The 23437-nt window shown below is 67.8% G+C and carries 21 protein-coding genes; 4 read left to right on the forward strand and 17 right to left on the reverse strand.

Features of this window, described 5'->3' with window-relative positions; genetic code table 11:
* Nucleotides 1-24 precede the first annotated feature (24 nt).
* Nucleotides 25-375, forward strand: coding sequence for a hypothetical protein (locus J2W14_RS05595; RefSeq protein ID WP_307459615.1), 351 nt, complete (start codon nt 25-27; stop codon nt 373-375).
* A gap of 108 nt (nt 376-483) precedes the next feature.
* Here the strand turns inward: J2W14_RS05595 and J2W14_RS05600 are convergent, their stop codons facing one another.
* The 8 genes from J2W14_RS05600 to J2W14_RS05635 form a co-directional block, all read right to left on the reverse strand.
* The gene (locus tag J2W14_RS05600; RefSeq protein ID WP_307459617.1) at nt 484-2262 is read right to left on the reverse strand and encodes a DEAD/DEAH box helicase; all 1779 of its coding nucleotides are present in this window, start codon (nt 2260-2262) and stop codon (nt 484-486) included.
* A 220-nt stretch (nt 2263-2482) separates the two neighbouring features.
* A complete protein-coding gene (locus J2W14_RS05605; RefSeq protein ID WP_370871216.1) occupies nt 2483-2791 on the reverse strand; it encodes a DUF3039 domain-containing protein in 309 nt (102 codons plus the stop codon).
* Nucleotides 2792-2882: 91 nt separating this feature from the next.
* A complete protein-coding gene (nagB, locus tag J2W14_RS05610) occupies nt 2883-3665 on the reverse strand; it encodes a glucosamine-6-phosphate deaminase (RefSeq protein ID WP_307459623.1) in 783 nt (260 codons plus the stop codon).
* An 87-nt stretch (nt 3666-3752) separates the two neighbouring features.
* Nucleotides 3753-5324: a transporter gene (locus J2W14_RS05615; protein WP_307459626.1), complete on the reverse strand. Its 1572-nt coding sequence runs from the start codon at nt 5322-5324 to the stop codon at nt 3753-3755.
* Nucleotides 5306-6112: an ABC transporter ATP-binding protein gene (locus J2W14_RS05620; RefSeq protein ID WP_307459629.1), complete on the reverse strand. Its 807-nt coding sequence runs from the start codon at nt 6110-6112 to the stop codon at nt 5306-5308. The genes J2W14_RS05615 and J2W14_RS05620 overlap by 19 nt, the downstream gene beginning before the upstream one ends.
* Nucleotides 6113-6204: 92 nt before the next feature.
* A complete protein-coding gene (locus J2W14_RS05625) occupies nt 6205-7305 on the reverse strand; it encodes an NADH:flavin oxidoreductase/NADH oxidase (RefSeq protein ID WP_307459634.1) in 1101 nt (366 codons plus the stop codon).
* Nucleotides 7305-8315 carry a tetratricopeptide repeat protein gene (locus J2W14_RS05630; protein WP_307459637.1) on the reverse strand — a complete coding sequence of 337 codons (1011 nt, stop codon included), beginning with the start codon at nt 8313-8315 and terminating at the stop codon, nt 7305-7307. The genes J2W14_RS05625 and J2W14_RS05630 overlap by 1 nt, the downstream gene beginning before the upstream one ends.
* Nucleotides 8316-8460: 145 nt before the next feature.
* Nucleotides 8461-10290 carry a hypothetical protein gene (locus tag J2W14_RS05635; protein WP_307459639.1) on the reverse strand — a complete coding sequence of 610 codons (1830 nt, stop codon included), beginning with the start codon at nt 10288-10290 and terminating at the stop codon, nt 8461-8463.
* 329 nt (nt 10291-10619) lie between these two features.
* On the opposite strand from J2W14_RS05635, the gene J2W14_RS05640 reads away from it, so the two are divergent.
* Nucleotides 10620-11792 (forward strand): AI-2E family transporter, encoded by a 1173-nt coding sequence (locus J2W14_RS05640; protein WP_307460579.1) that lies wholly within the window; start codon nt 10620-10622, stop codon nt 11790-11792.
* A gap of 84 nt (nt 11793-11876) precedes the next feature.
* Here the strand turns inward: J2W14_RS05640 and J2W14_RS05645 are convergent, their stop codons facing one another.
* Entirely contained in the window at nt 11877-12689 is an 813-nt protein-coding gene (locus J2W14_RS05645) for an alpha/beta hydrolase (RefSeq protein WP_307459641.1), read from the reverse strand.
* A gap of 47 nt (nt 12690-12736) precedes the next feature.
* Complete coding sequence (locus J2W14_RS05650) at nt 12737-13090, reverse strand: ATP/GTP-binding protein (RefSeq protein ID WP_307459644.1); 354 nt, start codon at nt 13088-13090, stop codon at nt 12737-12739.
* A 59-nt stretch (nt 13091-13149) separates the two neighbouring features.
* Between J2W14_RS05650 and nucS the strand changes: the two genes are divergently transcribed.
* Both nucS and J2W14_RS05660 read left to right on the forward strand, forming a co-directional pair.
* Entirely contained in the window at nt 13150-13845 is a 696-nt protein-coding gene (nucS, locus tag J2W14_RS05655) for an endonuclease NucS (RefSeq protein ID WP_307459645.1), read from the forward strand.
* Nucleotides 13846-14173: 328 nt separating this feature from the next.
* The gene (locus tag J2W14_RS05660; protein WP_024365900.1) at nt 14174-14377 is read left to right on the forward strand and encodes a cold-shock protein; all 204 of its coding nucleotides are present in this window, start codon (nt 14174-14176) and stop codon (nt 14375-14377) included.
* A 207-nt stretch (nt 14378-14584) separates the two neighbouring features.
* Here the strand turns inward: J2W14_RS05660 and J2W14_RS05665 are convergent, their stop codons facing one another.
* The 7 genes from J2W14_RS05665 to atpA form a co-directional block, all read right to left on the reverse strand.
* Nucleotides 14585-17140, reverse strand: a complete 2556-nt coding sequence (locus J2W14_RS05665; protein WP_370871201.1) for a bifunctional lysylphosphatidylglycerol flippase/synthetase MprF — start codon at nt 17138-17140, stop codon at nt 14585-14587.
* On the reverse strand, nt 17137-18534 hold the full coding sequence (locus J2W14_RS05670) for an alpha/beta hydrolase (protein ID WP_307459649.1): 1398 nt from the start codon (nt 18532-18534) through the stop codon (nt 17137-17139). The genes J2W14_RS05665 and J2W14_RS05670 overlap by 4 nt, the downstream gene beginning before the upstream one ends.
* Before the next feature lie 5 nt (nt 18535-18539).
* The gene (locus tag J2W14_RS05675) at nt 18540-18971 is read right to left on the reverse strand and encodes a DUF2550 domain-containing protein (protein ID WP_282382449.1); all 432 of its coding nucleotides are present in this window, start codon (nt 18969-18971) and stop codon (nt 18540-18542) included.
* Nucleotides 18972-18981: 10 nt separating this feature from the next.
* Nucleotides 18982-19266: a F0F1 ATP synthase subunit epsilon gene (locus J2W14_RS05680; protein WP_307459655.1), complete on the reverse strand. Its 285-nt coding sequence runs from the start codon at nt 19264-19266 to the stop codon at nt 18982-18984.
* A gap of 1 nt (nt 19267) precedes the next feature.
* Nucleotides 19268-20722, reverse strand: a complete 1455-nt coding sequence (gene atpD, locus J2W14_RS05685; RefSeq protein WP_282382444.1) for a F0F1 ATP synthase subunit beta — start codon at nt 20720-20722, stop codon at nt 19268-19270.
* Nucleotides 20723-20801: 79 nt separating this feature from the next.
* Nucleotides 20802-21695 (reverse strand): F0F1 ATP synthase subunit gamma, encoded by an 894-nt coding sequence (locus tag J2W14_RS05690; RefSeq protein WP_307459658.1) that lies wholly within the window; start codon nt 21693-21695, stop codon nt 20802-20804.
* A gap of 76 nt (nt 21696-21771) precedes the next feature.
* Complete coding sequence (atpA, locus tag J2W14_RS05695) at nt 21772-23409, reverse strand: F0F1 ATP synthase subunit alpha (protein ID WP_282382575.1); 1638 nt, start codon at nt 23407-23409, stop codon at nt 21772-21774.
* Between the last annotated feature and the right edge of the window lie 28 nt (nt 23410-23437).

The raw sequence follows: 23437 nt of genomic DNA on the forward strand, positions 1-23437 counted from the left end.
CCCGTAAGAACCCCGGAGTACACCATGAAGAAGACCCTGACCGTCCTGATCGTTGCCGGGGCCCTGCTCGGCGCTGCCGGCTGCTCGGCCGCCCCGCAAGACACCACTGCCGAAACCTGCGCCCGGGTCCAGACCGTCGGCGCGGGTCCGACGTCCGCCGAGGACAAAGCGGGCATGATCCGCCTCGGCAACCGGCTCCGGCCCATCGAGGCCAGCGCGTCCCAGGAACTCCAGGCTCCGCTGCACTCCATCATCGAATTCCTGGACGAGTCGGCCAAGGAAACTCCGGACACCGCCAAGCTCGAGGAGATGCAGGCCAGCTACACCGCTGCCGGCCAGACCCTCAGCGAGCTCTGCGGCGCGGGCGGCCAGTAGCAGCCCCCTTCGCCGGCGGGAGTCGCGGCGGGAGTCGCAGAAAAATTGCACAAGAGGGACCGGGGTCGGACTGCACAGTCCGACCCCGGTCCCTTTTATGTGCCGCCGCTACTTCCGGCCGATGAACCAGTCCTGAAGCTTCCGCAGCCGCGTCTGCAGCTGTTCCTCGTTGGCCTGGGCCACCGCCGGGCCGCCGCAGACCGTCCTGAGCTTGGTGTGGATGACGCCGTGCGGCGTGCCCGTGCGCGCGGACCAGGCCGCGACATTCTTCGCCAGTTCGGTGCGCAGGTCCATCAGCATGCGGTGGTCCGGCACGGCCGGTACTGCGGCCGCCGCCTGCGGGGCGCGCGCGTTCTTGCGGTTGAGCTGCTCGTGCTGGCGCTGGCGCAACAATGTACCGACCTGATCGGCGTCGAGCAGGCCGGGGATCCCGAGGAAGTCCAGCTCGTCCTCCGAGCCCACCTCGCCGCCGGTACCGAACTCGCCGCCGTCGAACAGCACACGGTCAAAGGAGGCCTGCGAATCCAGGGCCTCAAACTTGCCCTTCGTCAGCGAATCGGAGGCTTTCTCCTCGCGGTTCGCCTCGTCCATCAGCGAGTCCTCCGGATTGAACAGGCCGTCGCCGTCCTCCTTTTCCGGACGGTCCAGGGCGTGGTCCCGCTCGGCCTCCATGGAGTTCGCCAGTGCCATCAGCTGCGGCACGGAGGGCAGGAAGACCGACGCCGTCTCCCCGCGTTTCCGGGCGCGCACGAAACGCCCCACGGCCTGGGCGAAGAACAGCGGCGTGGCGATGGACGTCGCGTACACGCCGACGGAGAGCCGCGGCACGTCCACGCCTTCGGAAACCATGCGCACGGCCACCATCCAGCGCTTCTCGCTGGCGGTGAACTCCTCGATCTTGCTGGAGGCCTTGACGTCGTCGGAGAGAATCACCGTGGGCGATTCGCCCGTGATCCTCTTCAGCTGCCCGGCGTAGGCACGCGCGTCGTCATGATCGGTCGCGATGACCAGCCCGCCGGCGTCGGGAACGGTCCGGCGCACCTCGCTGAGGCGCTTGTCCGCCCCGGCCAGCACCGCCGGGATCCATTCGCCCGCGGGATTCAGCGCGGTCCGCCAGGCCTGGGAGGTGACGTCCTTGGTCACCGCAGACTCCCCGAGCGAGGCCGCCATCTCCTCGCCGCCGCTGGTGCGCCAGCGCATCTGCCCGGAGTAGGCCATGAACATGACCGGACGGACCACGTGGTCCCGGAGGGCCTTGCCGTAACCGTACGTGTAGTCCGCCTTGGAGCGCCGGATCCCGTCCCGGTCCTCGGCGTATTCCACGAACGGGATCGGCGAGGTATCGGAACGGAACGGGGTGCCCGTCAGCGAGAGCCGGCGCGCCGCCGGCTCGAACGCTTCGCGGAGGCCGTCACCCCACGACAGGGCCTCGCCGCCGTGGTGGATTTCGTCGAGGATGACCAGGGTGCGGGCTGCCTCGGTCTTGGCCCGGTGCAGCATCGGCTTGCTCGCCACCTGCGCGTAGGTGACCGCGACGCCGATGAAGCCGCGGCCGTGCTGGCCGTCGGCGTTCTTGAAGTTCGGATCGATGGCGATGCCCACCTTGGCGGCGGCATCTGCCCACTGCCGCTTCAGGTGGTCCGTGGGAGCCACGATAGTGACGCGGTTGACGACGTTCGCCTCAATCAGCATGGAGGCCACCCGGAGCGCAAAGGTGGTTTTACCGGCGCCGGGCGTGGCGACCGCAAGGAAGTCCCTGGGATGGGTGGTGAAGTAGCTGTCCAGGGCCTCCTGCTGCCAGGCACGGAGCTTGGGCGCGGTGCCCCAGGCTGCCCGCTCGGGATACGCGGGGGGAAGCACGGGTCCGCCAAAAAGTGTCTCTGTCACTTAGGTGCCCTCCATTCCGCGCACTGCTGCCGCTGCCGGAGAAACCCAAGTAAGCACAAAAAACACCAATCTTTTCGGATGAACCGTAAGCAATCACCGGCCAGCATGGGCCGGGCATCATTCACCGGGAGAACAGGGGTCCCCGGCGCACCGCGGCACGCCTGAGGGCCAGGGCGCGGTGACCCGCAAGGCCCTGGCATCGCCGCTTTGTGCGGCCGCGTTACTTGTCGCCGGAGCCCTTGCCGCCGTCGCCGCCCGGCCGGAGGCCCTCATAGACCTCTTTGCATTCCGGGCAGACGGGGAACTTCTTCGGATCGCGGCCCGGAGTCCAGACCTTGCCGCACAGGGCGATCACGGGCTCGCCAGACAGCGCGGATTCCATGATCCTTTCCTTGCGGACATAGTGCGAGAAGCGTTCCCGGTCACCGGGTTCCACTTCCTGGCGCAGTTCCTCGCGCTCGATTGTGGCCGTCGACGTCCCGGCTCCGGAGAGCTCGCGCATCGGGTCGTTTTCGAGAGGATCGGTCATGCTGTTCATGAGACCCATCTTAGCGGCTGGATCGGACGAAGGTGCGACGGTCGGGCGGCGGCATGGCGGCGTCACCGCGAAAAAAGGTGAGCTACAGGCCCTGCCACGCCGGCTTGTTCTCGTAGCTGTGCCGGTAGTAGTCGGCGAGCCGCAGCGACGACGCCGCCGCCTCGTCGAGCAGGACTGTGGCGTGCGGATGCAGTTGCAGCACGGAAGCCGGACAGATGGCGGCGACCGGTCCCTCCACGAGGTCACGGACCGTCTGGGCCTTCTGCGCGCCGGTGGCGATAAGGATCACATGCCGGGCCTCCAGGATGGTTCCCAGCCCCTGCGTGACGACGTGGTGCGGAACCTTGGACAGGCTCCCGAAGAACCGGGCATTGTCCCGCCGTGTCTGCTCGATCAGGGTCTTGATCCGGGTCCGCGAGGCAAGGGAGGAACCGGGCTCGTTGAACCCGATGTGGCCGTCGGTGCCGACACCCAGCAGCTGCAGGTCTACTCCCCCGGACGCGCGCAGGGCGTCCTCGAAGGACCGGCAGGCGGCCGGGATGTCCGCGGCCGAGCCGTCCGGCCCCAGGACGTTCGCCGGGTCGATGTTCACGCGCTCGGTGAATTCACGCCGGATCACCTCACGGTAGGACTCCGGGTGCCCGGGCGGCAGCCCCACGTACTCGTCGAGGGCGAAGCCGCGCACCTGGCTGAAGTCCAGGCCGTCCCGGTCGTGCCGCAGTGCCAGTTCGTTGTAGACCGGCAGCGGGGATGAACCGGTCGCCAGGCCCAGGACGGCGTCGGGCCTGCGCCGGAGCAGCGCCTCGATCGCGTCCGCCGCGAGGGCGGCGATCGGCTTGCTGCCGGAGAGAATGACGACTTCCATGGCTCTGCCTTTGCCCTTGCCTTGCCGTTCCCGTTGCCGGATGTGCCCTAGGGGCAGGGTATCCCAGTCCCGGCCACCGCGCGCGGATCAGCGGTTGACGGTCAGCTGGGCCAGCAGTTCCGGCCCCCGCGCGTCGAGCCATTTCCCGCCCAGCCGGACCCCGGCGGCGAACAAGGCGAGTCCCAGGACCGGGCCGAGGACCAGGTTGATCCAGCCCGGGACAGCGCTGCCGGTGATGAACTGTGCCACCAGCAGCGCCGTTTCGGGGAGCACCAGCAGGAGCAGGACACCCATGCCGCCGAACTGCACCGCCATGGTCTGCGCCACATTGCCCGGCGGTTTCTTGAAGGGGCTGTCCCCGGGAAGCGGCACGGCGACGGTGTAGCGCGCGGACACCACCGAGGACAGGCCCATCCCGCTGAACAGCAGCCCGAGGGACAGCCCGAGCACACCGGGCAGGAGCTGCCAGTCCGCGCCGAACAGGAACGGCAGGACACTGAGCGCCAGCACCGCCGGCAGGGCAAAGACCAGGCATGCCACGGCACGGCCCAGCCGGTCGTGGACCCCGCTGACTCCCGTGGAAAGATGCAGCGCGAAGGCGGTGTTGTCATAGGAGACATCTGTTGAGATGGACCAGGCAAGCAGGAAGGCGGTCAGCGGACCGATGAAGAGGAGCATTGTGTAGGATCCGGTCTGGGCGGCCTGGAACAGGAACAGCACCGGCAGCAGCGGCACGACGACGAGGGCGCCCGAGTAGCGGGGGTCCCGGAGCCAGTAGCTCAACGACCGCGCCGCGACCGCGCCCGCCGGCGTGGCGGGGAACAGCCCGAAGAAGCCCAGCCCGCCGGCTCTTTTCTTGGACGAGCCGGCGTAGGGCGGCGTCACGAGCGCCCGCTGCAGCAGGAACTTCCAGCACTGCCCGAGCCCGGCCAGAGTGGCAAGCGCGATCAGGAATTTGATGGCCGCGGCGCCGTAGCTCCCCGCGGCCAGTTCGCCGCCGAGGGACCACGCGGCACCGGCCGGGGTCCAGGACAGCGTCCGGGCCAGTCCGGTCAGGAAGTCCCCGGAGCCCGCAATCCCCCCTGCGACACCCGCCACGATCGGCCCCATCAGGACCAGCGGAATCAGGAAAACCATGGCGCTGGCATCCTTGAACCGGCGGGAAGTCGCCAGCCCCGCGGTGGCGGTGGTGACCACTTTGGACAGCACAATGCAGCTCAGCACCCCGAGGGCCGCCCCGACCAGGGCGCCCGCCGCACCGGGAAGGCTCCGGGACCAGGTCCCGACAGTGCCCAGCGCCACCAGTGCGGTCGCCGTGCCCGGGATGCCGATCAGCCCGCCGAGGGCCAGCCCGGTCAGCAGCTGCGGCATCGGCACGGCGAAGGTGGTGAACCGTGCCGGGTCCAGGGTCAGGTCGGCGGCGGAGGCAGCGACCGGGACGACGGCCCAGCCCAGCAGCGCCGCGGCACCGCCCAGCACGACGACGGTCTGCGCCACGCCGGCGTCCGCCCCGCGCAGGAACAGCAGCCCCGTGATGCCGAGCGCCACGAGCCCGAGCGCGTACAGCGTGCCGATGCCAAGGCCCACGAGCTGCCACGGGCTGCGCCGGGCGCTGTTGCGCAGCAGGGTCAGCTTGAGCCTTAGAAGGTGCGCAACCATTCCAGCCCCTCCGTGTGGTTGCGGCCGCCGACCAGCTGGACGAAGCGGTCTTCGAGGGTCGCCCCCGCGCGGACGGCGTCCACCGTCCCGGCGGCGAGGACCCGCCCGGCGGCGACGACGGCGACGTGGTCGCACATCCGCTGGACGAGGTCCATGACGTGGCTGGAGACAATGACGGTGCCGCCGGAGGCCACGTAACGGTCCAGGATGTCGCGGATGTTGGCGGCCGATACGGGGTCCACGGACTCGAACGGTTCGTCCAGGACCAGCAGCCGGGGCGCGTGGATCAGCGCCGAGGCGAGGGCGATTTTCTTGGTCATGCCGGCGGAGTAGTCCACCACGAGCGTTCCGGCATCCGCGCCCAGGTCCAGGGCGGCGAGCAGTTCCCTGACGCGTGTGGCCACCACGTCCTTGTCCATGCCGCGCAGCAGGCCGGCGTAGCTGACCAGTTGCTCGCCGGTCAGCCGGTCGAAGAGCCGGACGCCGTCCGGGAGGATGCCCATCAGCTTCTTGGCCTCCAGGGGGCGCTTCCAGACATCCACGCCGTGCACGAATGCCGTGCCGAACTCGGGCCGCAGCAGGCCGGTGGCCATCGACAGCGTGGTGGTCTTGCCGGCGCCGTTCGGGCCGACGATCCCGTAGAAGGAACCCGCCGGGACGTCCAGGCTGATGCCGTCGACGGCGATCTTGTCGCCGAAGCGCTTGGCGAGCCCGCGCAGTGACAGGGCGGGAACAGCCTGGCCGGCCTGGTTTTCGGGGGCAGGCGGCTGCGGTTGCTCGAAAGTCATGTCGTTAGACTAACCGCCCGGGTGCGCGGAAGGGATCGTCCTCAAGGCGTACCCCCACCGGCGGACCGCCGTGCCGTTGGACCGCCGTGCCGTTAGAAGGAGTGGCGGGGAATGGCGCGTTCGTATTGCGGCGGCCACGCCACGTCCTGGCCCAGTTCGAACGCGGCCCGCAGCCACCAGTGCGGATCCCGGAGGGCGGCACGGGCGATGAAGACACCGTCAGCCTGGCCGGTGGCGACGGCGTGCTCCGCCTGGCCGGCCGAGGTCAGCAGCCCGACGGTGCCGGTCTTGATCCCGGTTTCACGCCGGATCCGGGCGGCGAAGCCGGTCTGGTAGCCCGGTCCCACCGGGATCTTCTGGTAGGCGACGGCGCCGCCGCTGGAAACGTCCACGAGGTCCACGCCGTGGTCCGCGGCCGCCCTGGCCATCCGTACCGAGGCTTCGACGTCGATGCCGCCCTCGGCCCAGTCGGAGGCCGAGATCCGGAGCAGCAGCGGCATGGCGTCGGGAATGACGTTGCGGACGGCGTCGACCACGGCGAGGGTCAGCCGGTTCCGGCCGGTTTCGTCACCGCCCCAGCGGTCCGTGCGGTCGTTGACGAGCGGGCTCTGGAACTGGTGCAGGAGGTAGCCATGGGCGCCGTGGATTTCGATCGTGTCGAAGCCGGCTCCCACGGCCCGGACCGCTGCGGCCGCGAAGTCGGCGATGACGCCCTCGATCTGCCCCTCCGTCATTGCCGAGGGGGCCTCGTAGCCGTCAAAGGCTCCCGCGCCGGGACCAACGGTGGCCCAGCCGCCGTCGGCGGCGGGCACCGTGCCCTGTTTGCCGGAGAAGGGCCAGTAGGAGGAGGCCTTCCGGCCGGCGTGCGCCAGCTGGGTGCCGATTTTGGTCTCCGCCGTGCCGTGACGGTGCACGAAGGAGGTGATCCGTTCCCATGCTGCCGCCTGATCGTCGTTGTAGAACCCGGCGTCCCTGGGGCTGATCCGTCCGGCGGCGTTCACGGCGGCGGCCTCGGTGAGGATCAGGGCGGCCCCGCCCGTGGCGAAGGAACCCAGATGCATCAGATGCCAGTCGTTGGGCACGCCTTCCCCGGTTTCCGGCTCGCAGCTGTACTGGCACATCGGGGACACCCAGCCGCGGTGCTGCAGGTGCAGGGAGCGCAGTTCCAGCGGCGTGAAGAGGGCGGAGCCCACTAGAAGAGCACCCGGGCGAGGTTCTGGCGCGCCTTCGCCACCCGGTCATCGCCGGTGCCGACGACGTCGAACAGTTCAAGCAGCCGGACCCGTGCCGTTTCCCGCTCCGGGCCGAAGTTCCTGCCGATGAACGCGACGATCCGGCCGAGGCCGTCCTCCACGTGTCCGCCGGCGATGTCCAGGTCGGCCACGCTGAGCTGGGCCTCCAGGTTGTCCGGTTCGGTGGCGGCCTGCTGGCGCAGCGCCTCGGAGTCCGCGGCGGCGAGCGGCTGGAGCCGGCCCATCAGCTCCACCTGCGCGAGCCCGGCCTTGGCCTCGGCATCGGCGGGCATTTCGAGCAGGGCCTGGCGGTAGGCGTCGGCGGCCGCAGCGTAGTCCCCGGCCTCGATGGCGTCGAACGCCTTCTGGTGCAGGGGCGGCAGCGGCGAAGCCTCAGCCTCGGCAGCGCCGGGTTCGCCCGTGCCGACCTGTCCGGCCACGCCGTTGGCGGCGGCGACCTTCAGCAGTTCGTCCAGCAGGCTCCGGACCTGCGGTTCCTCGGCGCCGCCCTGGAAAAGCGGAATCGGCTGTCCGTTGACCAGGGCCACGGCGGTGGGAACGGCCTGCACCTGGAAGGCCTGGGCCAGCTGCGGGAACACTTCGACGTCGGCGGCGCCGAGGACGAGCCGGCCCGCATAGCTGTCCACAATCCGTTCGAGAACGTCGACCAGCTCGGCGGAGCCGGGCGAGTAGGCCGCCCACAGCGCCACGACGACCGGGACCTGGGCTGAGAGCTCCACGAGCTCCTGGAAATTGGCTTCAGTGATGTCGACCCGGAGCGGACGGCGCGGGTGCCCCGCGTCGCCGTTGCCCGCGGCGGGCGCTCCGGGCATCCCCGGTGCGCCGGCGGCACCTGGCGCGGCAGGCGGCGCCGCAGGGCGCTGTTTCAGGGAGGACAGGTCGACCGCACCGCGCAGGTTGAGCGGGTTGGCGGCAGCTGGCGGGACCGGGCGGGAGGCTGGCGAAGTCATGGTTCCACTCTAGCCATATCGGCCCGGTCCGGTGCCACCGGAAGGAGCGCGGGCAGCAGAAAAGACCCGTCCTGCCGGCCGGGTCTTTTCTGTTGGCACTGGTTCTGCCGGTGCTGCTGGTGACTTTGTAGATGCTGCGGCTGGACTACTTGAAGGTCGCTCCCACGAGGCCACGGGTGGCGGCAACGAGCCGCATCGGGTCCTGGGACCCGGCCGGCGGGATGTAGACGGCCACGGACTCAGCGAAGTTCAGCACCATGCCGGTGCTGGTCTCCTTGCCGCCGGCCAGGGCCGCCGCGTCGTCGCCGATCGTCAGCTTGTCGCCGGCGGCCTTGGGGGTGCCATCGAACGCGAAGTCCAGGCGGCCCATGGCCAGGGCCCCTCCGTCGGCGGTCCGGAACACCACAACGCTGCCCGGGACCATCTTGTGGGTGAAGGAGAAGGTGCCGTTGACACCCGAGTTCACGACATCGGCCTGGTAAGCCAGCGTGTCCGCAATATACGGGGACGACGCTCCCTCGGCGAGCTTGTCCTTGAACGGCGACTCGGCGGAGTTCAGCCGGTCGCCCAGCCCGCCCAGCGCTTCCTCACCGCTGAAGAGCAGACCCGACTTGTCGGTGGGTGCCAGCGTCTCGGTGCCGCCGCGGGCGATCCCCGGGAAGGTCGTTCCCGGCTGCAGCGGCGTGGTGAGGACCAGCTTGTAGTTCTCCCGCGGGGAGGCCTGGGTCAGGGTGAGCAGCTGCGGAACGACGTTGCCCTCGCCCTGGGTGACCGCCATGACCGTACGCGGCCAGCTGCGCTGCTCGGTGACCACCGTGGTGAGGAGCTTGGTGGCACGGACCGGCATCCGGGGCTCGTACGAGCCGACCTGGGAGCGGATCTTGTAGTTCTGCGTGCGGACCTCGAGTTCAGGACCGGCCACACGCGGCTCCAGCTTGCTGGCGTCCTTGGCCGCGTCCCCGGCGTCGACCGCGCTGGCAACCTGTTCCAGGATGCGGCGGAACTGGACATCAACCAGGACCGGTGACGCCGGAGCCTGCTCCGCTGCGGCGGAAGAAGTGGCCGGTGACGGGGGCGGCGTCTGGCTGGCCTGGGCCGCCACGCCGCTGCCGGCGACGGCGGTGGCGGTCAGCACGGCCACGACCACTCCGGAGCGCCGCAGGCGCTGTGCCGCGGTGCCCGGTGCGGCGGTGAGCTGCTGGGAGGCGTTCTTCGGGGCAGTGTCCGTCGGGACGGCTGCCTTCGGGGCGGCTGCCTGGACCTCGGAGCCCCGGGGGGCGGTGTCCTTGGAGGCGGAGTCCTTGAAGCCGGGGGCCGGTTCGCCGCCGTTGCCGGAACCGCCGTCGCCGGTGCCTGTGCGGGTGCCGGACTTGGGCTTGAGCACCAACAGCGCGGCGCCGGCCAGGATCAGCAGGCCGCCGATCACCATCAGGGGAACGGCCCACGGGGTGGAGGTGTCGTTCGGAAAGGTCATGGTGATGGACGCGGGGGCCGGCTTGGTGCCGTCCGTCGCGAGCAGCAGCGACCAGTCGCCGTCGGCCGGCGGGGTCCAGTTGTACTTCAGCTCGCCGCTGGCGTTCTCCGTGCTGACCCAGAGGTCCGAGCCGGCCGGCGAGGGCGCGGCCGCATCCCCGTCAGCATGGGTCAACTGCAGCGCCTTGCCGTCCTCGGAGAGCCCGGAGACGGTGTTGTGCGCGGTGGCGCCAACCCAGGCATCGACGTCGTCAGGGCGGCCGGCGGCCAGCATGAAGCTGCCCTCGCCCTTGACGTTGATCGTCACCGTGCCGTCGTGCAGCGTGCGGAGCTTCTCGTCAAAAACGGTCAGCGGCGCGGCGGTGGCTCCCGAGGGGGCGGTGGCCGTCACGGTCTCCGGCGGAGCCCAGAAGGTCTTCTGGCCGATTCCGGCCAGCAGTGTCAGGAGGCCCAGCAGCACTAGTGCGACTGCAGTCTTGAAACGCAAAATATTACCTATCATCAGCGGACACGTAGCTTCAATAGTAACCGTTTTGTTACCAGAGAGTCAGATCGGGCTGTTTGTCAACCCCTTCCGGGGTCTCCGCGGCAGCCCCGAAAGAGCGCCGTAACAAGCCTGCTGATAGTGTTTGCGTTGATCATCACACTGGGGCCGCCGCAGCGTCTCCGCCGGGGATATACAGAGAATAAAGGGCTTTCAACGCAGTGACTGGACACACGGACTCGTCCCCCTCAGGACCGGAAGAAACCAAGGAATCCGGCAGCACGGTGGACAGTCCGCAGGAGCAGGTTTCCCCCCGCCGGGTGGCCCTGGCCGGGGTCCTGAATTCGATGGCCCACCGCTTGCGCCAGCCCCTGCCGGGAGCCCAGCCGCGGCTCCGCTTCGAGATGCCCCCGGAGCAGGTGGACGACGGGACGATGCCCGAGACCGAAACGGGCACCCGCTTCGGCAATCCCGGTCCGCGGATGTCCTCCCAGCACCCTCTCTACGTCGGGTTCATGGGGACGGTCGGCGTCGGCGTGGCCCTGCTCGTTTACTGGATTGGCTCCAACACCACCCAGCTGATCCTCTGGATCGTGGCGGCGCTTTTCATCGCCCTGGGCCTGGACCCAGTGGTGCGCTGGCTCGAGGGGAAAAAGCTCCCCCGCGCCGCCGGCATTGTGGTCGCCGTTTCCACCCTCGCCCTGGGCGTCGCAGCCTTCTTTGCCACGCTGATCCCCACGATCGTCCAGCAGGTCACCCAGATCGTTGAAGAGGCGCCGCGGTGGATCACGGAATTCATCAACTCCGACTTCTTCCGCAGCATCGACAACCAGTACGGGGTGCGCGAACGCATCACCCAGGAGCTGGAGAAGTTCGTCAACGACCCGGAGGCGATGGGCGGCATCTTCGGCGGTGTCGTCGGTTTCGGCTCCACCGTGGCCAACGGACTCTTCGGCGCCCTGATTGTGCTGGTGCTGAGCCTCTACTTCCTCGCAGCCCTGCCGGCCATGAAGAAATGGGGCTACCGGCTGGCCCCGCGGTCCCGCCGGGCCAGGGTCGAGGCCCTGTCCGAGGAAATCACCGGGTCGGTGGGCAACTACGTGATCGGCCAGGCCGTCGTCGCAATCGTCAACGCAACGTTCGCATTTATTGTGATGACGATCGTCGGCGTCCCGTTCGCCGTCCTGCTGGCCTTCGTGGTGGCCCTGCTGGCGTTCATTCCCCTGGTTGGCGGGCTGATCGCCGGTGTCATTGTCACGCTGATCGCCCTCACGGCGGGCTGGCAGACCGCTGTGGTCTATGCCGTCTGCTACTTCGCCTACCTGCAGTTCGAGGCCTACTTCATCTCCCCGCGCATCATGCAGAAGGCCGTCGCGGTGCCCGGCGCCGTCGCCGTCATCTCGGTGATCGCCGGCGGCAGCCTGCTCGGCGTCCTGGGGGCGCTGATCGCCATCCCCACGGCGGCCGCCATCCTGCTCCTGGTCAAGGAAATCTTCATCGTCCGCCAGGACAACCACTGACATTTTCCGCTACGGAAAAGGACAGCCGCTGCGTGGATCCACGCGGCGGCTGTCCTTTTCCGTAGCGGAAAGTCCACAGGGCGCTCAGGCGTGCGCGGTGGCCACCGGACCGGCCCATTCGTGCGGCAGTTCGGTGCGGGTGCCGCCCTCGCCGGCACGGCCCGGGAGTACTTCGTCGACGATCTCGTTGAGCACCCGGCCGGCGTACTTCTCCCCCACCCACAGGTGCTTGGCGCCGTCGACGCCCACGACGCGGGCCTGCGGCACCACCTTGAAGCGCTCCGTGGCCTCGGCCGGCTGGAGGTAATCGTCAAGTTCGGGAACCAGGACCTTGAGCGGTTTGCCGGAGGATGCCCATTCCTTGAGGTGCACCTCCGTGGCCCGGTGCAGCGGGGGCGAGAGCAGGATGGCACCTTCGACCTCGGAGGCCACCGGTTCCGACGCCCCGTACATCAGCGCGAGCTCAGTGCCGAACGACCAGCCCACGAGCCAGCGGTTCGGCAGGCCGCGGTCGACGGCGAACTTCACGGCCGCCTCGACGTCGAGGCGTTCGCCGATTCCCTCCTCGAACGCTCCCTCGGAAGTTCCCCGCGGCGATCCGGTGCCGCGGGTGTTGAACCGGAGCACGGCGATTCCGGCCAGGGCGGGCAGCCGGTAAGAGGCTTTCCGGTAGACGTGCGAGTCCATGAAGCCGCCGTGCGTGGGAAGCGGATGGAGCGTGATCAGGGTGGCCTTCACCTCGCCGGATTCCGGGAGCGCGAGCTCGCCGACGAGCCGGTGTCCGTCGCTCGTGCGGAGCTCCACGTTCTCCCGGCGGGCCGGGAGAACGGTGGAGGCGCGGATTGCGGTCGGTGCGGAAGGCTGGCTGAAGACGTACGACGCCGGGTCAAAACTCATGCGTCCAGCTTAGCGAAAGCGGCCGGCGAAGCAGTCCGTGCCGGCACTCAGCGGTACCGGTAGCTGCGTGAGGTCCAGCAGTTCGTATGCCAGTGCCGCCGCTCCGCGAGGCCCGCGGCGGGCCCGAAGAGATGGGATTCGGACCACACGACGAGATGCGCCACGCCGGGCAGCACCGCCGTCGAACAGCCCGGACAGATATAGGTTTTTTCCGCACGGCCGGCGGTCACGGGCCGGACCGACCACTCGCCGTCCGGCGCACTCTCCCGCCGCGCAAAGCCCGAGCGCGCGCGTTCCAGGTCAAGCTCCGGCACAGGTCCGCCCTTGACTCCGGGCTTGGCAGCCTTGGCCGGGCCGGCTCGTCCTGACACGGCTCGGCGGGGGCGGTTGGAACGGGGCATGGTTCCATTCTGCCCCAGTCCGGGTGCCCGTTGTCCCGACAGACGGTAGTGTTGACCGGGTGCGTTTAGTCATAGCCCGTTGCTCCGTTGATTATGTCGGCCGGCTCAAGGCCCATCTCCCGCTCGCCACCCGGCTCCTGTTGGTCAAGGCCGACGGTTCCGTTTTGGTCCACTCGGACGGCGGATCCTACAAGCCGCTGAACTGGATGAGTCCCCCGGCGTCCCTGCGGGTCTCCTCCCCGGACGAGGTCGACGTCGAAATCGGCGTGGTCGAGCAGTGGACCGTCCAGTCGGCCAAAACCGATGACCGCCTGATCATCAACATCCATGAGCAGCTGCACGACACCTCCCATGAGCTGGGCCAGGACCCCGGGCTGATCAAGGACGGTGTGGAGGCGGACCTGCAGCGGCTGCTGGCCGACCAGATCGAACTCCTCGGCGCCGGGTTCTCCCTCATCCGCCGCGAGTACTTCACCGCCATCGGCCCGGTGGACATCCTGGCCAGGGACGCCAAAGGCGCCACGGTGGCCATCGAGCTCAAACGGCGCGGTGACATCGACGGCGTCGAACAGCTGACGCGCTACCTCGAACTGCTCAACCGGGACCCCCTCCTGGCTCCGGTCCGCGGGATCTTCGCTGCGCAGCAGATCAAGCCACAGGCCAAGGTCCTGGCCAACGACCGCGGCATCGACTGCGTCACCCTCGACTACGACGCCATGCGCGGCGTCGACGACGTCGAGTCCCGGCTCTTCTAGAACCCCACTGCGCCGGCCGGCAAGCATTTCCTTCCACAGTGGGTGAAAGGGCCGGCGGTATTCCGCCGTGAAATCATTCGTCGATACTTTGTACAAATTTTATGAAATTGTGCGCCGGGCCCGTTGACCTGACGCAAATCACATGAAATTCTTAGACCAGTCTTTGTGTAGGTGTTTTTTCATGCTCGCAAGACATGTTGCGAGCGTGAAGCTCCTGCCGCCGAAGTCCGGTTGATCCGGTCCCACAGCCAAGGTTCTTCTCGCGGAGTGACCAAGTCCGGCACGAAGTGTGCCGGCCTTAACCAAGATCCATAATGAGGAGATATACATGGCACAGGGAACCGTCAAGTGGTTCAACGCTGAAAAGGGCTTCGGCTTCATCACCCCGGATGACTCCGATGGCGATGTCTTCGTTCACTACTCTGAGATCCAGACCGGTGGCTTCAAGACCCTCGACGAGAACGCTCGCGTTCAGTTCGAAATCGGCCAGGGCGCCAAAGGCCCCCAGGCTACCGGCGTGACGCTGGTCTAGTACCCCGCAGCGGGACTGCCAGCGGCAGTCTCCGCGCAGAAATGGTCCCCGGCCTCCGTGCCGGGGACCATTTTTTTGCCTCAGCGCACGAGGGTCACCCGAAGGATGCGCTCCGGGGGCACATTGACACGGACACGCCGCGGAGAGCGGACCCAATGCCCGGAATCGTGTTCAAAGGCGCCCCGGACGGGGAAGGGCCGCGCGGCCTCAGCGCACGAGGGTCCTCAGCAGCCGCGCGCTGTGCCGCACGGACAATCCGGGCAGATAGGCCCGGCTCAGCGCCCTGCCCATGGCGGGCAGTTGCAGGGGGTCCTGGTAATAGAGGTACAGCGTCCGGTAGTCGGGTTTGAACCGGGACTTGAACGTGGCCAGGGAACGGAAGCCGTACACGGGCTCGAGAGCCTTCCCGACGACGTCGAGGATTCTGGCCAGCGCCTCGGGCCCGGCCTCATCGCGGGGACCATCCGCCACCGTGTCAGCTTCCTTCGCCAGCGGGGATCCGGACAACGAGATGACTTCCACCGAGCTCCGGAGCTCCTGCACCGCCGACGCGATCAGGAACTCCATGACGCCGGGGAAGGCATCGCCGCGCCGGCGCATGAAGTCCAGCGTCCAGCTCACGAGGCGGCCGTCCGCATAGACCGGCAGCCAGCTGGTGACGCCCTGGACCTGCCCCTCGGCGTCCACCGCGAGGCAGCAGAGCACTTCCGGGTCCTCAAGCTCATCGATGCCGCCGAGCGTGAAGCCCATCTCCGGGATGCTCTTCTGGGCGGCCCACTCCTCCGAGACCTCGATCAGCTGGGCGCGCACCGCCGGCGCGAAGTCGGCGTAGCGGCCCCAGACCGCGCGCACCCCGGTCTTCTTGGCCCGGTTCAGGGCGGTCCGGACGTTTTGCCAGTCCTTGCCCGTGAACTCGAGCGAGCGCACGGACAGCCGGGTCTCCTGTGCCACGGCCACCCGCCGGAACCCGCGGCCCTTCAGCAGCGGCCACAGCTCGTCGGTGCAGGAGTAAAAGCAGGGAATGAGGGCATGCTCGGCGCAGTACCGGATAAAGCCCGCCGCGGTCTCCTCATGGGACGCCGCCGGGCCGAAGGGTCCCGCCAGCGTCAACGCGACGTTGCCATGCTGCTGGTAGGCCACTCCCCCGCGGCCGTCCGGCGCGAACCAGTACTTGTTGGGCTCCCACAGCGCCATCCAGGACAGGGAGTCGCCGCCCTGGCGGATCAGGCTGCGGGCCACGTCACGGTCCCCGGCACCTGCGTCGCTGAGGTGCAGCCGGCGCTGCAGGACCAGCCAGACGGCGGCCAGGGCGACCGCCCAGAAGATGATCCCGGAGGCGGCGAAGAGGAAGGCCTCGACGGCGTCGCGGCCCTGGAAGATGCGGCTGTAGATTCCGGGGATGGGCAGCGGCAGGTACTGGCGGGAGAGCTCGGCAGCCAGGCCCAGCAGGCCGCCGTCACGGTCCATGCCGCCGGCGGCCAGCCAGACGCCGGTGTAGAGGGACGCCAGCACGAGCCAGGTGCCGCCGACCACCGCGGCGAGGGCCCGGCGGGCCCGGGGACTGGTCTCGACGCGGAACTGGCGGCGGTTCGCCGCGAGCAGGACAACGAGCACGAGCGGAACCACCACCAGGGGCAGCACGTGCACGAACCCGGACCCCATCACGCCGGTGTGCGGCCGGTCGGCGTACTGCGGAATCCTGGCGAACAGGGACAGGTAGACGGCGGCCATGGCGGTCACGGCGAGCTGGAGCGTGATCGCGATCCGCAGGGCGAGCCGGCGGCCGTGCCGCATGCCGTCGGCGCAGATAAGCAGCAGCACCACGGGCACCACCGCCAGCGCGAGGCCCAGCGGCCCGGCGAACCCGGCGCGGCCGGCCTCAAGGCAGGTGGCGTCGATAGTGCCGCCGCAATTCTGCTCCAGTTGGTTCAGCGTGGGCAGCGGGTTGAGCACGACGTCCCGCAGCAGCGCCAGCGGCCCGGTGGGGGTCCGGACCGTGGCAGTCAGGATGGGTCCGACGGCGAAGATCGCCACGGTGAGGGCGAGCAGGTTCCGGGTTTCGCGCCCGGTGGAGCGGTGCCGGTGCAGCGTGCCTTTGTCGCCCTGGATCCACCAGCCGGCCGCCAGCCCCGCCAGGGCCCCGGCGAACCCGACGACGGTCTCGGCGTGCCCCACGTACAGCACGAGCATCAGGGAGACGGAGACGACGCCGGTGCGCAGCCGCCGCTGCCACAGCGTGGGCAGCAGCCCGCTGGACGCCAGCGACACGGCCAGGACGGCCGCGTACGGGCCCATGAGCCGCGCGTCCACCATCCGGCTCAGCCAGCCGTCGTCGGCGTAGCGGGCGAGTTGTGTCACCAGCAGGAACAGCGTCACCGCGGCGAACTGCGCGGCGAAGTAGAAGACGGCCGTGCGCCGCGTACCGAGCTGCCGCTCGGCGAGGCCCAGCAGGAGGAGGATCATCAGCGCGGCCGAGGCGTAGGCCAGCAGGTTCGTGGCGAAGAACATCGAGCTGAACAGCGACCACCAGTTCCCCGCCTTCAGTTCGGGGGCACTGACCGACGCCACGTCCAGCAGTGATTCCGGCGGACCGGAGAGGAAGCTTCCGGTGGCCGCGCCGGTGATCAGGAAGACCGCGAGGACGCCGAGGGTGAACGGTATGGCCCGCAGGTGTCCCAGCGACTGCCGCAGGCCCTCGCGGCCCAGGCCGTGGAGGGGGCCGGCCCCGGTCCCCCGCCGCCCTGCCGTGGCTGCCGGGCTCACTGCTGGATGCCCCAGCGGGACGCCAGGAAGTCCAGTCCGGCGGGCAGCCCCCTGGACCCGGTCTCCCAGGAGTGTCCCGCGTCGGGGACCAGCCGCGTTTCCACGGTGAACCCGGCCGCGCGCGCGGCGTCGGACAGGACCTCCAGGTAGCCGACGAATTCGGGGTCCCGTTCGCCGGCGGCAAAGTAGATGGCGTGACCTTCAAAGCGGTGCTCCCGCATGAGCCGCAGCGGCGTCTGGCCGTCGAAAGCCTCGGTGTCGCCGCCATAGGCGGCTGCAATGGTCTTTTCCCGCTCCTTGGCGAGGGCGGGTTCCTGCTCGCTCGAAAAGGCCAGGGCGGAGCTGTAGACGTCCGGATGCCGGGTCACCATCTGCACGGCGCAGGTCGCCCCGAAGGAGAATCCCCCGGCCGCCCACTGCTGAGGGTCCGGATCCACGTCCAGCGTCCGGATGATCCAGGCCGGCACGTCCTCCGCGAGAAACGTGTCGGCCCGGGCGATCATGCTGTCCATGCAGAGGGTGTTGCCCGAGGCGGAGCCGTTCGGGTCCACGACGACGACCACCGGAGCCACCCCCTGGTGCGCTGCCGCATACTGGTCCATGCGGCTGCGCAGTGCCCCGCCGGTGAGCCAGTCAGCCGGTGCGCCCGGCTGCCCGGCGAAGAGGACCAGGACGGGCAGCGCCGGACGGGGCGAGGCCTGGTAGGCCGGCGGCAGATAGACATAGGCTTCACGGCCTGCAAAGCCTGAGCTGGTGCCGGGGATTCCGGCGTGCCGCAGCACGCCGCCCTCGGGCAGGTCAGCCGGCGGGTTCCACCCGGAGAGGCTGACGGCAGCGGAGGGTCCGGGGGCGCGTTTCAGCCCGTCTTCCAGGGGCTGGATGCGGGCCAGGGCGGTGCCGGTCAGGTCACTCACCGTGTGGTTGAGGCCAAAGTAGCCGTTGATCTGGACGGCGGAGAGCAGCACGACGCCGAGCAGGGCGGCCGTGGCCACCGCCGTCGTCCGCGCCGGGCGCCGGGGGCCGTTGGGGCCGGGCGCCTGGGCCGCGCCCGTGGGACGCCAGATTCCCCACAGGCGCATCAGCCAGAGCAGCAGCGCCGTGACGGCGGGAAGGGACCAGGCCAGGACCTCGCGCGGAAGTTCCCCGGGGAAGACGGAGAAAACGTAGATCAGTGCCCAGTGCGCCCCGGCCAGGAGCGCGGCGGCGGCCAGGACCGCGGCGGCGGGTGGAAGCAGGAAGGCCAGCCGGCGGGGGGCGTCCGTTCGGCCGGGGGCAGCCCGGGCGGCGCTTTGTCGGCCCTGCCACAGCAGGTAGAGCAGGCCCGCGGTGCCCGCGGTCCAGGCGATCCAGAGCACCGGCCCGTCGACGACCCTGAGGTCTTCGATGAAGTCCACCGGGGCTAGCGCCAGGTGCCGACGCCGACGACGGGCCCGGCCTCAAGCCAGGACGAGAGCCCCGTGTACGCGTCGAACCGCATCGCCAGCAGGACGTCCTGCCCTTCGTACCGGAGTTCGACAATCACGGCGTCGGGCTGGACTTTGACAAGTTCGGATTCGGTGGGTTTGCGCCGGCCGATCAGCTCAAGCGAACTGCGGCGGAAGGTGTGCTTCGGCCGCATGCTCAGCGAGGCAAGGCGGAACCACTCAAGGTCGTTGTCCTGATAGCGACAAACCCCCATCTGCCAGCTGTTTCCAGCCGTGCAAATGGAGGCGTCCACCGTGCCCAGGGCGCGCCGCAAATTGAAGCGGCGCACCCCGGAAAGGCACAGTGCAAATACCAGCAACGCAAAGACCGTTGCCAGGGCGATGAACGGAAAAACAGTATCGTTCATCAAGGTCGTGCTAGCGGATCCCCGCAGTAGCCGCGTCGCCCATTTGGGCGTTGTCAGCAACAATGACGACCCGGTTGTTGTCGACGGAGAAGAACCCGCCATCGACAACTACGGCGATACGGTCACCGGAAACCGGCTGGATTGCCAGCTCACCTTCGGCCAGAATCGCCAGCAGGGGCGCGTGGCCGGGCAGGATTCCGATTTCACCATCGCTGGTGCGGGCCTTGACCATCGTGGCCGCTCCGGACCACACGAAGTGGTCCGCTGCGACAATCTCAACCTCAAGCTCAGCCATATTACTTGGTCTGTTCCTGGATCTTGGCCCACTGGCGCTCAACGTCATCCAGGCCGCCGACGTTGAAGAACGCCTGCTCTGCAATGTGGTCGAGCTCGCCGTCGCAGATCGCGGTGAAGCCTTCAACGGTGTCCTTGATGGTCACGGTGGAGCCCTCGACGCCGGTGAACTGCTTGGCGGTGTAGGTGTTCTGCGAGAGGAACTGCTGGATGCGGCGTGCACGCGACACGACGATCTTGTCTTCTTCAGAGAGTTCGTCAACGCCGAGGATGGCGATGATGTCCTGAAGTTCCTTGTTCTTCTGCAGGATCTGCTTGACGCGGACGGCCGTGTTGTAGTGGTCGTTACCGATGTACTGCGGATCCAGGATGCGGGAAGTCGACGTCAGCGGGTCAACGGCCGGGTACAGACCACGGGAAGCGATTTCACGGGAAAGTTCCGTGGTCGCGTCGAGGTGTGCGAAGGTCGTGGCCGGGGCCGGGTCGGTGTAGTCATCTGCGGGAACGTAGATGGCCTGCATCGAGGTGATCGAGTGGCCCTTGGTGGACGTGATGCGCTCCTGCAGGAGGCCCATCTCGTCAGCCAGGTTGGGCTGGTAGCCCACGGCCGACGGCATGCGGCCGAGGAGGGTGGAAACCTCGGAGCCTGCCTGGGTGAAGCGGAAGATGTTGTCGATGAAGAGCAGCACGTCCTGGTTCTGCACATCGCGGAAGTACTCCGCCATGGTCAGGGCGGACAGGGCCACGCGCAGGCGCGTTCCCGGCGGTTCATCCATCTGGCCGAAGACAAGGGCGGTGTCCTTGAGGACGCCTGCCTCTTCCATTTCAACCCAGAGGTCGTTACCTTCACGGGTACGCTCGCCGACACCGGCGAACACCGAGGTGCCGCCGAAGTTGCGGGCAACACGGGTGATCATTTCCTGGATCAGCACGGTCTTGCCGACACCGGCACCACCGAACAGACCGATCTTGCCACCCTTGATGTACGGGGTGAGAAGGTCGATGACCTTGATGCCGGTTTCCATCATCTCGGTGGAACCCTCAAGCGTCGCGAAGGCCGGGGCCTTGCGGTGGATGGGCCAGCGCTCGGTGATACCGAGTTCCGACTCAGCCACGTCCAACGGCTGGCCGAGGACGTTGAAGATGTGTCCCTTGACGACGTCGCCGACAGGAACGGAGATGGGGGCACCCGAGTCCACTACAGCGGTGCCGCGGACAAGTCCGTCGGTTGCCTGCAGGGAGATGGCGCGAATGACGTTGTCGCCGAGGTGCAGGGCAACCTCGAACGTGATCGTCTTGGTCTCACCGTTGAGAGTAATCTCGGTGGTGAGTGCGTTGTAAATCGAGGGGATTGCGTCAGCCGGGAATTCGACGTCGACAACCGGGCCAATAACACGTGCAATACGGCCGGTAGCACCGGTCGTCGCGGCTACGTGTTCGGTAGCAGTGGCAGTCATCTCTCTCACTTCACTCAGTAGATGGCGTTTGGGTAAGTTTACTTTGGTGCAGGTACAGCAGGATCCGAGCCCGTGGTGGCTAGGACGCGTTCAACGCGTCGGCACCGGCCACGATTTCGGAAAGCTCCTGCGTGATTTCAGCCTGGCGGGCAGTGTTGCGCAGACGCGTGAACTTCTTGATGAGGTCCGTGGCGTTGTCGCCGGCGGACTTCATCGCCCGCTGGCGGGCAGCCAGCTCCGAAGCTGCTGCCTGCAGCATCGCGGCGAAGATGCGTGATTCGATGTAGCGCGGCAGCAGAGCGTCAAGAACCTGCTCCGTTTCCGGCTCGAATTCGTAGAGCGGCAGGAGGTCCGATTCGGACGCAGCCTGCTCTTCGACAACCTCAAGCGGGAGTAGACGGATAACCGTCGGCTCCTGGGTGACCATGGACTTGAAGCGGGTGTAGACGACATGGATCTCGTCGACGCCGCCCTCTGCATAGTCCGTCGCAAAGTCAGCCAGCAATGCCTCGCCGATTTCCTGTGCGGTGGCAAACTCCGGCGCATCCGTGCCGCCGGTCCAAACGCGCCCGTAGGGACGGTTCCGGAAGTCGAAGTACGCCTGCGCCTTGCGGCCGACCAGGTAGAACTTGACTTCCTTGCCCTCCTCGACGAGCAACTCGTTGAGGCCTTCCGCCTGCTTGAGCACGCTCGCGGAGTACGACCCTGCAAGGCCACGATCCGAGGTGATTACCAGGACTGCGGCCCGGCGGATCTGCTCCGGCTCGGTGGTCAGCGGGTGGTCGATTTCGCTCTGGCTTGCGACAGCAGAAACGGCACGCGTGATGGCGTTTGCGTAAGGCAGTGAAGCTGCTACGCGTGCTCGGGCCTTCCCGATGCGCGAGGTAGCGATCAGTTCCATCGCCTTGAAGATCTTGCGCATCGACGTCGTCGAGCTGATCTTCTGGCGGTAGACCCGGATCTGGGCTCCCATACTTATCCTTTCCTAAGATCCCGATGGCCGGGACTGCCGGAACCCGGTGGGGTCCCGGCAGTCCCTGCCAGCGAAACTAGCGCTTCTGCTTGACGATTTTTTCCTGGTCGACCTGTGCCTCGTCGATGGGGGCGTGTTCTTCGTGCCCCGCACCAACCAGGTGGTTGTCTCCCTCGCCGAAGAAGCCCTTCTTGAAGTCCACGATCGCGGTCTTCAGTGCTTCTGCAGTGTCATCGCTCATGACGTTGGTCTGGGCCAGCGTCGTCAGGATGGAGGACTTGTGCTTGAGGTGCTCCAGGAACTCGGTCTCGAAGCGGTTGATGTCCTCAACCGGAACGTTGTCGAGGTGCCCGTTGGTGCCGGCCCAGATGGAGACGACCTGGTTCTCGACCGGGAACGGCGAGTACTGGCCCTGCTTGAGCAGTTCCATCAGGCGTGCGCCACGGGTCAGCTGCTGGCGCGATGCGGCGTCGAGGTCCGACGCGAACATGGCGAACGCCTGCATGTCGCGGTACTGAGCCAGTTCCAGCTTCAAGGTACCGGAGACCTTCTTCATGGACTTGACCTGGGCGGCGCCACCAACGCGGGATACGGAGACACCCACGTCAACGGCGGGACGCTGGTTAGCGTTGAAGAGGTCCGACTGCAGGAAGATCTGGCCATCGGTGATGGAGATCACGTTGGTCGGGATGTAGGCGGAGACGTCGTTTGCCTTCGTCTCGATGAGCGGCAGGCCGGTCATCGAACCTGCACCGAGCTCGTCGGAGAGTTTGGCACAACGCTCCAGCAGGCGGGAGTGCAAGTAGAACACGTCGCCCGGGTAGGCTTCGCGTCCCGGCGGGCGGCGGAGCAGCAGCGACACTGCACGGTAGGCCTCGGCCTGCTTGGAGAGGTCATCAAACACGATGAGGACGTGCTTGCCGCCGTACATCCAGTGCTGGCCGATGGCCGAACCGGCGTACGGTGCCAGGTACTTGAAGCCTGCGGGGTCGGACGCGGGGGAAGCCACGATGGTCGTGTATTCCAACGCGCCGTTGTCCTCAAGGGTCTGACGGACAGCCGCGATCGTGGATGCCTTCTGGCCGATGGCTACATAGATGCAGCGCACCTGCTTGTTGACATCCCCGGAGGCCCAGTTGGCCTTCTGGTTGATGATCGTGTCGATGGCGATAGCCGACTTGCCGGTCTGACGGTCACCGATGATCAGCTGACGCTGGCCGCGGCCGATCGGGATCATGGCGTCGATAGCCTTGAGGCCGGTCTGCATCGGCTCGTGGACCGACTTGCGCTGGGTCACGCCGGGCGCCTGGAGTTCCAGGGCACGGGTGGTTTCGGCCTTGATCTCGCCAAGGTCATCGATGGGCTCGCCCAGCGGGTCGACAACGCGGCCGAGGAAGGCGTCGCCCACCGGTACGGACAGAACCTGTCCGGTGCGGTGAACTTCCTGGCCTTCTTCGATACCGGTGAAGTCACCGAGGATGATAACGCCGATCTCGCGGACGTCGAGGTTCTGGGCCAGGCCCAGGGTGCCGTCTTCGAAGCGAAGCAGCTCGTTCGCCATGACCGAGGGAAGGCCCTCAACACGGGCGATGCCGTCACCTGCGGTTGTTACACGGCCGACCTCTACGCGCTCTGCGTTTCCGGGTTCGTAGGACGCCGCGAACTCGTTCAACGCATTACGGACGTCGTCGGCGTTGATGGTCAATTCGGCCATCTGCAGTCCCTGCTCTCCTGTTTTCGTG

Origin of the sequence: Pseudarthrobacter oxydans (assembly GCF_030812335.1) — a bacterium.
GTDB classification, from domain to species: domain Bacteria; phylum Actinomycetota; class Actinomycetes; order Actinomycetales; family Micrococcaceae; genus Arthrobacter; species Arthrobacter oxydans_B.